Annotated in this window: 12 protein-coding genes; all 12 read left to right on the plus strand. The window is 75.6% G+C overall.

The features are described from left to right. The first annotated feature begins 6 nt into the window (after positions 1-6). Positions 7-1,452, plus strand: coding sequence for an MFS transporter (locus ACFTZA_RS13970; RefSeq protein WP_378195891.1), 1,446 nt, complete (start codon positions 7-9; stop codon positions 1,450-1,452). 91 nt (positions 1,453-1,543) lie between these two features. Further along, complete coding sequence (gene hrcA, locus ACFTZA_RS13975; protein ID WP_378195894.1) at positions 1,544-2,560, plus strand: heat-inducible transcriptional repressor HrcA; 1,017 nt, start codon at positions 1,544-1,546, stop codon at positions 2,558-2,560. A 94-nt stretch (positions 2,561-2,654) separates the two neighbouring features. Then, the gene (gene dnaJ / locus ACFTZA_RS13980) at positions 2,655-3,779 is read left to right on the plus strand and encodes a molecular chaperone DnaJ (protein WP_378195897.1); all 1,125 of its coding nucleotides are present in this window, start codon (positions 2,655-2,657) and stop codon (positions 3,777-3,779) included. Between the two features lie 28 nt (positions 3,780-3,807). Further along, entirely contained in the window at positions 3,808-4,590 is a 783-nt protein-coding gene (locus ACFTZA_RS13985) for a 16S rRNA (uracil(1498)-N(3))-methyltransferase (RefSeq protein WP_378195900.1), read from the plus strand. A 48-nt stretch (positions 4,591-4,638) separates the two neighbouring features. Further along, entirely contained in the window at positions 4,639-4,995 is a 357-nt protein-coding gene (locus ACFTZA_RS13990; RefSeq protein ID WP_378195903.1) for an HIT domain-containing protein, read from the plus strand. Between the two features lie 128 nt (positions 4,996-5,123). Continuing rightward, positions 5,124-6,221 carry a PhoH family protein gene (locus tag ACFTZA_RS13995; RefSeq protein ID WP_378195906.1) on the plus strand — a complete coding sequence of 366 codons (1,098 nt, stop codon included), beginning with the start codon at positions 5,124-5,126 and terminating at the stop codon, positions 6,219-6,221. Next, positions 6,218-6,670 (plus strand): rRNA maturation RNase YbeY, encoded by a 453-nt coding sequence (gene ybeY, locus ACFTZA_RS14000; protein WP_378195909.1) that lies wholly within the window; start codon positions 6,218-6,220, stop codon positions 6,668-6,670. Before ACFTZA_RS13995 ends, ybeY begins: the two co-directional genes overlap by 4 nt. Further along, positions 6,667-8,022, plus strand: coding sequence for a hemolysin family protein (locus ACFTZA_RS14005; protein ID WP_378195911.1), 1,356 nt, complete (start codon positions 6,667-6,669; stop codon positions 8,020-8,022). Before ybeY ends, ACFTZA_RS14005 begins: the two co-directional genes overlap by 4 nt. Then, complete coding sequence (gene era / locus ACFTZA_RS14010) at positions 8,019-8,969, plus strand: GTPase Era (RefSeq protein WP_378195915.1); 951 nt, start codon at positions 8,019-8,021, stop codon at positions 8,967-8,969. The genes ACFTZA_RS14005 and era overlap by 4 nt, the downstream gene beginning before the upstream one ends. 92 nt (positions 8,970-9,061) lie before the next feature. After that, positions 9,062-10,666, plus strand: a complete 1,605-nt coding sequence (locus ACFTZA_RS14015) for an alpha/beta hydrolase family protein (protein WP_378195980.1) — start codon at positions 9,062-9,064, stop codon at positions 10,664-10,666. A gap of 48 nt (positions 10,667-10,714) precedes the next feature. Next, positions 10,715-12,160 (plus strand): PQQ-binding-like beta-propeller repeat protein, encoded by a 1,446-nt coding sequence (locus tag ACFTZA_RS14020; protein ID WP_378195917.1) that lies wholly within the window; start codon positions 10,715-10,717, stop codon positions 12,158-12,160. Positions 12,161-12,273: 113 nt separating this feature from the next. Further along, positions 12,274-14,334, plus strand: coding sequence for a hypothetical protein (locus tag ACFTZA_RS14025; RefSeq protein WP_378195920.1), 2,061 nt, complete (start codon positions 12,274-12,276; stop codon positions 14,332-14,334). The last annotated feature ends 88 nt before the right edge of the window (positions 14,335-14,422 follow it).

Here is a 14,422-nt window from a genome sequence, read left to right on the forward strand (position 1 = left end):
GGACCGGTGACGGACACCCCGGGCGGAGAACCGCAGCGCTGGCACGTCCTGTGGGTGTGCCTCGCCGTGGGCTTCGTGACCACCCTCGACGTCTCCATCGTCAACGTCGCCCTGCCCTCGATCGAGTCGTCGCTCGACGCCGGCCCCACCGAGCTCCAGCTCGTCGTCGCCGGGTACACCCTCGCGTTCGGGCTGGCGCTCGTGCCGGCCGGACGTCTGGGCGACGCCGGCGGTCGCCGGCGGCTGTTCATCGCCGGGCTGGTCGGTTTCGCGCTCTTCAGCCTCGCGTCGGGCGTCGCGCCGGACGGCACGCTCCTGGGCGTCGCGCGCCTCTTCCAGGGCGTCAGCGCCGGCCTGCTGAACCCGCAGGTGGTCGGCCTCATCCAGCAGCTGTTCTCGGGGGCCGAGCGCGGACGGGCCTTCGGGCTCTTCGGCGCGACGATCGGCGTCTCGACGGCGCTCGGTCCCGTCCTCGGCGGCGTCATCATCGCGCTCGCGGGGCCGGAGGACGGATGGCGCTGGGTGTTCCTCGTCAACATCCCGGTGATCGCCGTCCTGCTGCCGTTCGCCTGGCGGCTCGTCCCCGCCCCGGTGGTCCGGCACGGGCCGCGCCGTCTCGACGTGGTGGGCCTCGTGCTGCTCGGGCTCGCGACCGTGGGGCTCATGCTCCCGTTCGTCACGACGACCGGCGTCGACGACGACCCGGCGCGCTGGTGGTGGCTGGCGCTCGGCGTCGGGGGCGCGGGCGTCGCCGCGGTCTGGGAGCGGCGCTACCAGCGGCGCGTCGGCGCCGCTGTGCTCGACCCGCAGGTGCTCGGGCTGTCGTCGTTCCGCAACGGGGCGCTGCTCGGCACCGCGTACTTCGCGGGCTTCACGGGCATCTTCCTCGTCGTCACGCTGCACCTGCAGGACGACGTGGGCTACTCGCCGCTCCAGGCGGGGCTCGTCGGCACGCCGTTCGCGGTCGCCTCCGGGGTCTCGGCGTGGCTGTCGGGCCGTGCGGTGGCGCGCTGGGGGCGCCCGCTCGTCGTCCTCGGTCTCGGCCTCGTGCTCGCGGGGACGGCGGCCGCGGACGTGCTCGTGCGCACGCTCGGCGACCGGCCGGAGGTCGTGGGGCCGGCGCTGGCAGGGGCGCTCCTCGTCGCCGGCGCGGGCAGCGGCATGGTGATCGCCCCGAACCAGACCCTCGCCCTGGCGCACGTCCCGGTCGGGAGCGCGGGCGTGGCGGGCAGCATGATCCAGGTGGGGCAGCGCGTGGGCTCGGCCGTGGGCGTCTCGGTCATCCTGTCCGTCTACTACGGCGGCCTGGCGAGCGGCGCGGACGGCGCGGCGGCGTCGGGCCGCGCGATGCTCGTGACGATCGGCTTCGTCGCGGTGGCGCTCGTCGTCGGCGTGGTCGACCTGCGTTCGCGGCGAGCGGAGGGACGCGGCGAGCCCGCGGCGGACGCGTAGGATTAGCACTCGGGGTTCGAGAGTGCCGAACCCGCCCCGACCGCTGCCGGCGCCGCGCGCAGGTCGGGCACGCCAGACGCGGGAGGTGGACGTGAGCGACGAACGGCGGCTCGAGGTCCTGCGAGCGATCGTGGAGGACTACGTCCTCACGCGCGAGCCCGTGGGGTCGCGCGTGCTCACCGAGCGTCACGACCTCGGCGTCTCGCCCGCGACCATCCGCAACGACATGGCCGCGCTCGAGGACGCCGGGTACATCGCCCAGCCGCACACGTCGGCGGGGCGCGTCCCGACGGACAAGGGCTACCGCCTGTTCGTCGACCGGCTCTCGAGCGTCAAGCCGCTCTCGGCGCCGGAGAAGCGCGCCATCGAGACCTTCCTCTCGGAGGGGTTGGACCTCGACGACGTCATCGCGCGCGCCGGCCGCCTGCTCGCCCACCTGACGGGTCAGGTCGCCGTCGTGCAGTACCCGTCGCTGCGGCGCTCCGGTCTGCGCCACCTCGAGCTCGTCCCGCTCGGCGCCGCGCGCCTGCTCGTCGTCATCATCACGGACACGGGGCGCGTCGAGCAGCGCACCCTGGAGGTCGCGAACGTGCCGGACGAGGGGACGCTCGCGCAGGTCCGCGCACGGCTCAACGCGGCCGCGGCCGGCAAGCGGCTGGCCGACCTCACGCCCGGGTTCGCCCACGTCGCGGACGCCTTCCGACCCGAGGACGCCCCGCTCGTGCGCGCCGTGGGCGACCTCGTGGCCCAGACGCTCGCCGAGGAGAGCGAGGAGCGCCTCGTCCTCGCCGGCACCGCGAACCTCGCGCGCGCCGGCATGCGGTTCGAGCACGCGCTGCGCCCCGTCCTCGAGGCGCTCGAGGAGCAGGTCGTCCTGCTCGGGTTGCTCACCGAGATGGCCGCGGACTCCGGCGTGAGCGTCCGCATCGGCCACGAGACCCAGCTCGAGGGGCTGGCGGAGACGTCCGTCGTGACGACGGGCTACGGTAACGACGGCGACACGGTGGCCCTGGTCGGCTCGATCGGCCCCACGCGCATGGACTACCCGGGGACCATCGCCGCGGTGCGTGCCGTCGCCCGGTACCTGTCGCGGGTCCTCGGCACGTGACGCGCCGTCCCGTCCCCGCCCCCGCGAGCGACCCCACGACCACCGACCACGCCGGGACCGCGTCCCGGCGTCCGGCACCAGCAGAGAGTGACGTGTGAGCGACTACTACGAGATCCTCGGCGTGGCCCGCGACGCCAGCCCGGAGCAGATCAAGAAGGCGTACCGCAAGCTCGCCCGCGAGCTGCACCCCGACGTCGCGGGGGAGGACGCGGGCGACCGGTTCAAGGACGTCGCGCGCGCCTACGAGGTGCTGTCGAACCCTGAGAAGCGCCAGCAGTACGACCTGGGCGTCGACCCGAGCGGCCCGGGCGGCGGCGCGGGCGGCCCCATGGGCGGCGGGTTCGGCTTCCAGGACATCTTCGAGACGTTCTTCGGCGGCGGCCAGGCGCAGCAGGGGCCCATCCCGCGCGCGCGGCGCGGCCAGGACGCGCTCGTGCGCCTCGACATCGAGCTCGCGGAGGCGACGTTCGGCGCCCGTCGCGAGCTCCAGGTCGACACGGCCGTGGTCTGCGGCACGTGCGGCGGCACCTGCTGCCGCCCCGGCACGTCGCCGCGCACGTGCGACGTCTGCCACGGCCGCGGCACCGTCCAGCGCGTCGCCCGCTCCTTCCTCGGCCAGGTCATGACGAGCGCCCCGTGCGCCGCGTGCCAGGGCTTCGGGACCGTCATCCCCGAGCCGTGCGCCGAGTGCTCCGGCGAGGGCCGGGTGCGCAGCCGCCGCACGATCAACGTGACCGTGCCCGCGGGCGTCGACACGGGGACGCGCATCAAGCTCACCGCGCAGGGCGAGGTCGGCCCGGCCGGCGGCCCGGCGGGCGACCTGTACGTCGAGATCCGCGAGCGCAGCCACGACACGTTCGTGCGCCGCGGCGACGACCTGCACTGCACCCTCCAGGTGCCGATGACGGCTGCGGCGCTCGGCACCATGCTCGAGCTCGAGACGCTCGACGGGCTCCAGGAGATCGACCTGCGGCCGGGCACCCAGCCCGGGCAGATCGTCACGCTGAAGAACCTGGGCGTCGGGCACCTGCACGCCGGTGGGCGCGGCGACCTCAACGTGCACATCGAGGTCCAGGTGCCGACCGCGCTCGACGAGGAGCAGGAGGGCCTGCTGCGCTCGCTCGCGTCGCTGCGCGGCGAGGAGCGGCCGGAGCCCCGGCTCGCGGCCGCGCACCCCGGCGTCTTCTCGCGCCTGCGCGACAAGCTGTCCGGGCGCTGAGGGGAGCAGCCGTGCGGGAGTGGCACCGGTGAGCGCGCCCGTCTTCCTCGCCGAGACCGGGGTCGACCACGTCGTGGCCGGCGACCGGTACGTGCTCGACGGCGCCGAGGGGCGCCACGCGGGCGTCGTGCAGCGCAGGGGCCGCGGCGAGCGGGTGGACGTGGTCGACGGCGAGGGCCTACGCCTGCGCTGCGTCGTCGAGGAGGCGGACGCGGGGCGCGTGACGCTCCTCGTCCAGGAGGTCGACCGCGACCCGGCGCCCGGCGTCGTCGTGACGCTCGTGCAGGCGCTCGCGAAGGGCGACCGCGACGAGATGGCGATCGAGGCGGCCACCGAGGTGGGCGTCGACGCCGTCGTGCCGTGGCAGGCGGAGCGCTCGGTCGTGGTGTGGCGCGGGGAGCGCGCCGCGAGGTCGCGGGCCCGCTGGCTCGGGACCGTGCGGACGGCGACGAAGCAGGCGCGCCGTGCGCGGCTGCCGCGGGTGGACCTCCCGGTGGACTCGCGGGGTCTCGCGGAGCGGACCGGCGCCGTGGTCGCCGCGGGCGGGCGGGCGATCGTCCTGCACGAGGAGGCGACGACGGCGCTCGCCGACGTGCCGCTGCCGGAACCCGGACCGGCGGGCAGCGCGCCGGAGGTGCTCGTCGTCGTCGGACCGGAGGGCGGGATCTCCGAGCGCGAGCTGGAGGCCCTCACGGGGGCGGGTGCCGTCGCCGCGCGGCTCGGGCCGCACGTGCTGCGCACCTCGACGGCGGGACCGGTCGCGATCGCGCTGCTCGCGCAGCGGCTCGGCCGGTGGGGCGTCGACGACTGAGGTCCCGGTCCCGGGCGGCGCGGCGGCCCGTGCACTAGCCTCGGGCGCATGACGAGCACGGGCGCCTCCACCGACTGTCTGTTCTGCCGCATCGTCGCGGGCGAGCTCCCCGCGGACGTCGTCGCGACCAGCGAGCGATCGATCGCGTTCCGGGACATCGACCCGCAGGCGCCGGTGCACGTCCTCGTCGTGCCGCGCGACCACCACGGCGACATCGCGCAGCTCGCGGCCGCCGACCCCGAGCTGCTCAGCGACGTCGTGGCGCTCGCGGACGAGGTCGCGGGCGAGCTCGCCGACGGGCAGTTCCGGCTCATCTTCAACTCCGGGCCCCGTGCGGGGCAGAGCGTGTTCCACGTGCACGGCCACGTGATCGCCGGCACCGAGCTGGGCTGGTCGCCGGCCTGAGCGCCGCCGACCGCGCGAGTCTGCGCCCTGCGTGAAAGGACGTGTCCGGCCACCGGCGGCTCGGTACGATGGTGGTGCCCACGGCATCCACGGCCCGAACGAAGGAGCGCGACGGCGCAAGCCGGCTCATGACATCCCTCCCACGAGACACCGCACCCGACGCCGCCCGCGCGGGCGGTCGTGCTCCCGAGCACCGGGTCGAGCACCGCATCGTCATCCCGGGTCACGTGCCGATGGTCGCGCTCCTCGGCAGCGGCGACTCCGTGCTCCGCGCCGTCGAGGACGGGTTCCCGTCCGTGGACGTGCACGTGCGCGGCAACGAGATCTCCGTGACGGGCGCCGCCGGCGAGGTGGCGCTCGCGTCGCGGCTGCTGGACGAGCTGCTCGAGGTCGTCGAGGCCGGGACGCAGCTCACCGCCGACGTCGTGCGCCGGTCGATCGGGATGCTCACCGCGGCCACCTCGTCCCGCCCCGCCGAGGTGCTGACGTTCAACATCCTGTCCAGCCGCGGCCGCACGATCCGCCCCAAGACGGTGGGCCAGAAGCACTACGTCGACGCGATCGACGCGAACACCATCACGTTCGGCATCGGGCCGGCGGGCACGGGCAAGACGTACCTCGCCATGGCCAAGGCCGTGCAGGCGCTGCAGTCCAAGCAGGTCAACCGCATCATCCTCACGCGCCCCGCCGTCGAGGCGGGAGAGCGGCTGGGGTTCCTGCCGGGCTCGCTCACGGAGAAGATCGACCCGTACCTGCGGCCGCTGTACGACGCGCTGCACGACATGATCGACCCCGACTCGATCCCCAAGCTGATCGAGGCCGGGACCATCGAGGTCGCCCCGCTGGCGTTCATGCGCGGCCGTTCGCTCAACGACTCGTTCATCATCCTGGACGAGGCGCAGAACACGACGTCCGAGCAGATGAAGATGTTCCTCACGCGGCTCGGGTTCGGCTCGCGGATGGTCATCACGGGCGACGCGACCCAGGTCGACCTGCCGGGCGGCACGTCGTCGGGCCTGCGGGTCATCGAGGACGTGCTCACGGGCGTCGACGACGTCGAGTTCTGCCGGCTGACGTCGTCGGACGTGGTGCGGCACCGGCTCGTGAGCGACATCATCGACGCGTACGCGCGCTGGGACGTCGCCGCGGCGGGCGCGCGCGGCCGCGAGGGCGACCGGCGCGGCCGGGGCGCCGACAGGGAACGACGGACGAGGAACGACACGTGAGCATCGAGGTCAACAACGAGACGGAGGCGCAGGTCGACGAGGCGGAGTTCGCCGCCCTCGCCCGCTACGTGCTCGACGCGATGCGCGTGCACCCGCAGAGCGAGCTGTCGATCCTCTTCGTCGACACGGACGTGATGAGCGAGCTCCACGTGCGCTGGATGGACGAGCCGGGCCCCACGGACGTCCTGTCGTTCCCGATGGACGAGCTGCGCCCCGGGCGCGACGGCGAGGTGTCGGGCCCCGGCCAGCTCGGCGACGTCGTGCTGTGCCCCGAGGTCGCGGCGCAGCAGGCGCGCGCGGCGGGCCACTCGACGGCGGAGGAGATGCTCCTGCTGACGACCCACGGCATCCTGCACCTGCTCGGCTACGACCACGTGGAGCCCGAGGAGGAGAAGGAGATGTTCGCGCTCCAGCGCAAGCTGCTCCTGACGTTCCTCGCAGGCCGGTGAGCGGCGGACCCGTCGCGCTCCTCGCGGCGCTGACCGTCGTGACGGCGGTGCTCGCCGCGGCGCTCAGCGCGGGCGAGGCGGCGGTGCTGCGCGTCTCGCGCGCGGCGGTGCTCGAGGCGACCGCGGACGACGCGGGCGTCTCCGCGGGCGCCCGGTCCCGGCGCACGCTCGCGCTGCTCGCCGACCCGGCGGCCGCCGCGCGGTCGATCGGCTTCGTGCGGGTCGTCGCAGAGGTCGCGGCGGTCGCGTGCCTGACGCTGCTCGTCGCCGCGTGGCTCGACCCGTGGTGGCAGGTGCTCCTCGTGGCGCTCGTGGTGAGCGTCGTCGTCGGTCTCGTCGTGGTGCGCGCGAGCCCGCGCTCCCTCGGCCGCCGCCACGCGGTGCGCGTCCTGCTCTCGCTCTCCGCGCCGCTGGCGGTCCTCGTCGGGGCCACGCGCTGGCTCACGCGGCTCGCGCCCGCGCCGGACGCCGGCGCGCACGAGCGCGAGCTGCGCGACATGGTGGACCGCGTCAACGAGTCGCAGGTCATCGAGGACGAGGAGCGCGAGCTCATCCGCTCGGTGTTCGAGCTCGGCAGCACGCTCGCGCGCGAGGTGATGGTGCCGCGCACCGACATGGTCACCACCCCGCGCGACACGCCGCTGCGCAAGGTGCTCGCGCTGTTCCTGCGCTCCGGGTTCTCGCGCGTCCCGGTCACGGGGACGTCCGCCGACGACCTCGTCGGCGTCGCCTACTTCAAGGACGTGGTGCGCGTGCTCGACGCCGCGCCCGGGGACCGCGACCGCCCCGTCGGCGACGTCGCGCGGCCCGCGATCTTCGTGCCGGAGTCCAAGCCGGTCGACGACCTCCTGCGCGAGATGCAGGCGTCGGCGTCCCACATCGCGATGGTCGTCGACGAGTACGGCGGCATCGCCGGGCTCGTGACGATCGAGGACGCGCTCGAGGAGATCGTCGGCGAGCTCACCGACGAGCACGACCGCCCGGAGCCCGAGGTCGAGGACCTCGGCGACGGGCGGCTGCGCGTGCCCGCCCGCCTGGGCGTGGACGAGCTCGGCGCGCTGTTCGACCTCGGCCTCGACGACGACGACGTCGACACCGCGGGCGGCCTGCTCGCCAAGGCGCTCGGCAAGGTGCCGCTGCCCGGCTCGTCCGCAGAGGTGCACGGTCTGCTCCTCGAGGCCGACCGCGTGCAGGGTCGCCGCAAGCAGCTCGCGACGCTCGTGGCGTCGCGCGCGACGCGTCCCCGCGCCGAGGACGAGGACACCGACGACGAGGCCGCCGTCCGTCGTCGCCCATCCGCCCCCGCCGCGTCGTCCGACGCCGCGCGCTCGACCCCGGAGGACATCCCGTGAGCACCACCCCGCCCGAGCACCGGTCCGGCTTCGCCTGCCTCGTCGGCCGGCCCAACGCCGGCAAGTCGACGCTCACGAACGCGCTCGTCGGCCAGAAGGTCGCCATCACCTCCGGGCGGCCCCAGACGACGCGCCACACGATCCGCGGGATCGTCCACCGCGCGGACGCACAGCTCGTCCTCGTGGACACGCCCGGTCTCCACCGTCCCCGCACGCTGCTCGGCGAGCGGCTCAACGACCTCGTGCGCGAGACCTTGACCGAGGTCGACGTCATCGCGTTCTGCCTGCCGGCGGACCAGAAGATCGGGCCCGGCGACCGGTTCATCGCGAACGAGCTCGCCGAGGTGCGGCGAGGCCGCCACCGCACGCCCGTCGTCGCCGTGGTGACGAAGGCCGACCTCGTGGACCGCGGCACCCTCGCCGCGCACCTGCTCGCGGTCGACGCGCTCGGCGAGCAGGCCGGCGGGTGGGCGGACATCGTGCCCGTCTCGGCGCAGGACGGCTACCAGGTGGACGTGCTGACCGACGTGCTCGTCTCCCACCTGCCCGAGGGCCCCGAGCTGTACCCGGGGGGCGAGCTCACGGACGAGCCCGAGGCGGTCATGGTGGCCGAGCTCGTGCGCGAGGCCGCGCTGGAGGGCGTGCGCGACGAGCTCCCGCACTCGCTCGCCGTGCAGGTGGAGGAGATCGTGCCGCGCGAGGACGGCGGCGACGAGCGCACGGGCCGACCGCCGCTGCTCGACGTGCGGGTCAACCTGTTCGTCGAGCGCGACAGCCAGAAGGCGATCGTCATCGGGCGGGGCGGGTCGCGCCTGCGCGACGTCGGGACGCGCGCACGACGGGGCATCGAGGCGCTGCTCGGCGCGCGCGTCTACCTCGACCTGCACGTCAAGGTCGCCAAGGACTGGCAGCGCGACCCCAAGCAGCTCCACCGCCTCGGGTTCTGACGCCCGAGCGCCCGCCGGGGGGACATCCCCCCGGCGGGCGTCGGGGCGGCACCAGGGAGCGCCGGGGTGCCGCGACGTACGATGCGTCGGTGATGTTCCGGACCGCCGCGACGACGGCAGCCCTCGCGGTCGTGCTGGCGGTCGTCGGTGCCGTGACGGGCCCCCAGTGGGACCCGGTGCCCGTCGGCGACCACCTGGAGCCTGCGACGTCGGACACCGCGATCGGCGGGGTGCCGCCCGGCGGCGTGGCACAGGTCGGCACGTACGACGTGCGCGAGACCGAGGTGACCGTCCGGCTCGACGGTGCGAGCGTCGACGGCCTCCTCCGCGAGCCCGTCGGGGCCGGCGACGACCGGCCGGGCATGGTGTTCGTCCACGGCGCCGGCACGGGCAGGTCCACGGAGGCGTTCGTCGACGTCGCGACCGAGCTGGCGAGCGCCGGCGTCGTGACGCTGGTGCCCGACAAGCGCCTCGACACGTACACGACCCGCCACCGCGACTACGCCGCGATGGCCGACGACTACGCGCGGTCGGTGGAGCTCCTGCGGGGACGGCCCGGCGTCGACCCGGACGCCGTGGGCGTCTACGGCGAGTCCGAGGGCACCTGGATCGTGCCGATCATGGCGGTCGACGACCCGCGCATCGCCTTCACCGTGCTGGTGTCCGCGCCGGTGGTGCCGCCGCGCCAGCAGGCGGCGTTCGCCGTCGACAGCTACCTGCGCAACACCGACGTGCCCCACGGCGTGTTCCGGGCCATCCCGCGCGCCGTGGGCATGGCGCTCCCGGGCGGCGGCTTCGAGTACGCCGACTTCGACGTGCAGCCCTACCTCGAGCAGCTGTCCCAGCCCGTGCTCGTCGTGTACGGCACGGCGGACCCGTCGATGCCGGTCGAGCAGGGGGCGCGCCAGATCATGGAGGCGACGGCCGACCAGCCCGGCGCGGGCACGACCGTGCGGTACTACGAGGGCGCCAACCACGGCATCAGGATCGACGACGAGCTGGTCCCGGCCTTCCCGCGCGACGTCGCGACGTGGGTGCTCTCCCTGCCGACCAGCGCCGACGCCCCGCCGCAGGTCGCGGGCGCCCAGCCGAACCAGCAGTACCTCGCCGGCCCCGTCCCCACCCCGCGGTGGCTCGGCGACGGCGACGTGCTCGTCGCGCTCGTCGTCGCCGCGGTCGGCCTGCTCCTCCTGGGACCCGTGGTGCGGCTCGCGGTGGTGCTGGTGGGGCGGCTGCGTCGCGTCGTCGGCCGGACGGTCCGCCCCACGGGCCTGGCGCCGGGGGTGCGCGGACCGTTGCTCGCCCTGGGGGCGGGGGCGATCGCGACGACGGTCGCGCTCGTCGTCTACCTGCTGGCCGTGGCGCGCCTGGCCCTCGACTACGAGAAGGACGCCTGGGTGGTGCAGGGGGGCTGGGTCGCCGTGCGCCTCGTCGGGCTCGCGACGCTCGTCGCCGCGGCGCTGCTCCTCGACCGCTGGGCGGCGCTGCGCGGTCCCCGCGGCGCGCACGCGCGGCGCCCCGACGAGCTCGACGACGACCCCGACGGCCGGACGCAGCACCTCGGCGCGGCGGCGGACGGCTCGGTGCTCTTCGCCGAGGGCGCCTCGGCCCGCGTGATGCTGTGGTGCGTGCTCGTGGGGACGACGGTCCTCCTGGCGATCCTCGCGTACTGGGGCGTGTACCAGCTCGGGATCTGACGTCGGACCGGACCGGCGTGCGCCAGGCCGCGTGCCTACAGTGGACGGGTGAGGCGACGTCGGCTCGCAGGGGACGACGGGGCGCGGGCCCGGGGCGGGGCCGGCGGGTCCGCGGGCGCGCACGCCGCGCGGCCGGAGCCGGTGACGATCGACCTCACCGTGCTCGACGACGACGCCGACCAGGAGCACGACCAGCGCTCCGGGCGTCGAGGCGCACCCGACCGGGGCACGGGCCGTCCGGCGCACCGCGTCGCCTGGGCGGTCGCCGCGGTCGCCGTCGTGCTCGCAGGCTCGGTCGTCGCCGCGAGCGTGCTCGACGGCGCCCGCACCGTCGACCTCACCGCGCTCGCCGGCGGCCTGGACCCGCTCGAGACGCCGCCGCGCACCGCCTGGTCCGTCCCTGTCGACCCGCACGGGGGCGTGGTCGTCGCACCGGGCACGGTCGTCACGGTCGGCGACCGGCTCACCGCCTACGCGGTCGAGGACGGGCGACCGGTGTGGCGCTCGCAGCCGCTCGGCGACGGGACGACGTGCCTGCCCGGGCCGGAGGAGGTCGCCCGCGACGTCGTCGTGTGCCTGCGGCCGACCTCGGCACGCGGCCACGTCCGGCTCACGACCGTGCGGTCGGACACCGGGCGCACCGTCGGCACGCGCGTCGCCGCCGTCGCCGGGTCCGCGGTCGAGCCCGTCGGCGAGGCCGACGTCGTCCGGGCGTGGTCGTCCGGGCGGGACGTCGTCGTCGTGCGGGAGGACGCGGCCACGGGCGACGTGCGCTGGGAGCGTCGGCTGGAGCACGACCGTGCCACCGGAGCGCGCCTGGCCGCACGGGTCCCGCAGTCCGACGTCGCGCTCGACGTGTCCCGCGGCGTCGTGGCCGTCGTCGCCCCCGGCGTCGTCGCGACGTTCACCGAGGACGGCGAGCCGATCGAGAGCGGCGAGATCTGGACGGTCGTGCGGATGACGGACGGCCGCTACGTCGGGACCGCGTACGGGAGCGGCACGGCGAGCGTCTACGGCGAGGACGGCGAGGAGTCGTTCCGGTTCGCGGGCCGGGCGCTCGAGGCGTCGCTCACGGACGGGTCGGCGCCGGGCGTGCTCCTCGCCAACACGTTCGGCGGCGTCGCAGGGGTCGACGCGGCGACGGGCGACACGGTCTGGACCCTGCCCGTCGCGGCGTACCGGGCGGTGGCGCGGGTCGACGGGCTCGCGGTGCTCGAGACGGAGAGCTCGTACCACGCCGTCGACGTCGAGACGGGGGAGCAGCACTGGGCCCTGCGGCTGCCCGACCGGGCGCGGTGGCCGGCGCTCACCGACGGCAGCTCCCTCGTCGTCACGCGAGCCGAGCACGGGCGGCCGCCGGAGCTCGTGTCCGTCGCGCTCGAGGACGGCGACGTCGAGTGGACGTGGCGCGTCCCGGAGGGCGTGTACCACGTCTTCACCGCGCGGGGAAGACTGTTCCTGCTCGGCGACGACCGTCTGACGGCGGTGTCGTGACGGCCGCCGACCGCCCGGTTGAGCCGGACGTGATGAACCGGTAGAAACGGTCGGGGCGGTCAGGCCCGGCGCGTGTGCGGCCCCGCACCGTGCGACACCGTAGGGAGTGCACGATGACCAACGACACCGGAGCGGCGGGCGAGCCGCAGACCCAGGCTGCGCCGCCCGACACCGGGACCGGCGAGACGCCGCAGCCCGGCGGCGCGACGGCCGCCGCGCGGGCCGGCGAGGAGCCGGGCGACGGCCCCGACGTGGCGCCGCAGGACCCGTCCGGCGACCCGGAGCCTCCTGCCGCCGCCTCGCCCTTCGCCGGCATCCCGGTCAGCGACTACGTGCGCGACGGTGTCGCGACGGTCCTGCTGCTCGTCTCGTTCGCCCTCCCGTGGGACGTCGCCCACCGCGCGTCGGACAAGGTCGAGGTCGTCCTCCTGACGATCCTGTCCCTGCTGACGCTCGCGCTGCCGTACCTGGCGCGCACCGGCGTGCTACCCACGACGTGGACCGTCCACACGACGCGGCGCGTGCGACTGCTGGCCAACGCCCCCTACGTCCTGCTCGTCGGCATCTACCTCGTCGTGGACGTCGTCGGCGGCGGCGGCGACCTCACCGACGGCTGGGGAGGGGTCGGCTCCGCGGTGGGTCTCGGCCTCGCCGGCGCGCTCCTGGCCGCTCAGCCGCGCCAGTCGGAGCTGGGACCGCAGGACCTCGACCGTGCGGTCACGTCCCAGTGGCTGCGGGTCCTCGAGGTGCTCGCGGTGGTCCTGGCCGTGACGACGTTGCTCACGGTCGTGCTGACGGTCACCGGCACGGACGGCATCGGTGCGGTGGGGGTCCTGCTCGTGCTGCTGGGCGCGGCGTTCGTGCTCGCGCTCGCGGGCCTGCCGGTGCTGGGCACGTGGCGGCGCTCCGAGGCGGCGCGCCTCACGCTCGTCGGGCTCGGCATCGCCCTGGCGTCCGCCTTCGTCCTCGGCTCCGGCGACAACGGGATCCTCACGTTCGAGAGCACGCACCTGGGCCGGTTCGGGCTCGTGCTGGTCCCGGCCCTCGCGGCCGTCGCGTCCTCCCCGGCGGTGCGCCGGGCGATGTCGTCCGTCCCGGCCGTGCGGACCTGGGTCGGCGTCGCCGTGCGCGGCCTCGACCTCGTGGTGGTCGTCGCGGGCTACCTGGCGCTCGGCGGCGTGCTGGACCTGGCCGACGGCCGCCGCGGTGCGCACGTCGTGCTGTCCGTCGTCGTGGGCCTCCTCGTCGTCGGCGTCGCGCTCGTGGCGCGCCGGTCGCTGGCGCGCGACGCCGCGACCGGTCGGCCGCTCGCGCTCGGCGCGGCCGGGGTCGTCGCCGTCCTCGGCATCGTCCTGCTCGTGGTGACGGCCAACCGGGTGCGGCTCGGCGGCGGCGTCGAGCACCTGCTGCTCGCGTTCGGCCTGCCGCTGCTCGTCGCCTACGCGCTGACGGTCCCCCGCGAGGTGCGCGAGTACTTCGCGGAGCACCGCCCCGTGCCGATGGCCGCGGGGGAGCAGGCGACCCGCGCCTACGTCTGGGAGCCGCCGGCCCCGAAGGCGCCCCGCCCGGCGCGGCCGGCTCCGTCGGCGGCACCCACCGGTACGTACCCGGGTCAGGACGGCGCGGTGCACGTCGGCACGGTGAGCGCCCCGGGCGTCGTGCCGGTCGGGACGCCGCAGCCCGAGCGCAGCGGGTACGCGGCGCGGCCCGGGCTCACCCCTGTCGACGCCCAGACCACCGCGGTCCTGCCGGCCTACCCGGGCGACCAGCAGGCGCCTCACCAGCAGGGGTACGGGGTTCAGCAGGGCGGCCAGCAGGGCTACGGGGGCCAGCAGGGTTACGGCGGCCAGCAGGGCTACGCGCCCCCGCAGGGGTACGGCGCGCAGGCCTCGCCGGACCAGACGGCGCCGATGCAGGCCTACGCACCGCAGCAGCAGCACGCGCCCGCACACCCCGCACCGCGGGGCTACGCGCCGCAGCAGCCCGGTTTCACCCCCGAGCAGGCGCTCGACCCGACGACGCCGCTCGAGGTCCTCGCCCAGATCGTCCAGGACGCGCCGCACCTGCGGCCGCAGGTCGCGTCCAACCCGTCGACGTACCCCGCGCTCCTGGAGTGGCTCGGCAACCTCGGCGACCCCGCCGTCGACGCCGCGCTGCGGTCCCGGCGCGGCTGAGGCGGCGCACCGTGCCGGGAGCGGTCCGACCCGACGGCGCGAGACACCTCGTGCCGTCGGGCGGCCGTGCCCGGTCGGCGGACGTCCG

Origin of the sequence: Cellulosimicrobium sp. NPDC057127 (assembly GCF_042670945.1) — a bacterium.
Taxonomy (GTDB): Bacteria; Actinomycetota; Actinomycetes; order Actinomycetales; family Cellulomonadaceae; genus Cellulosimicrobium.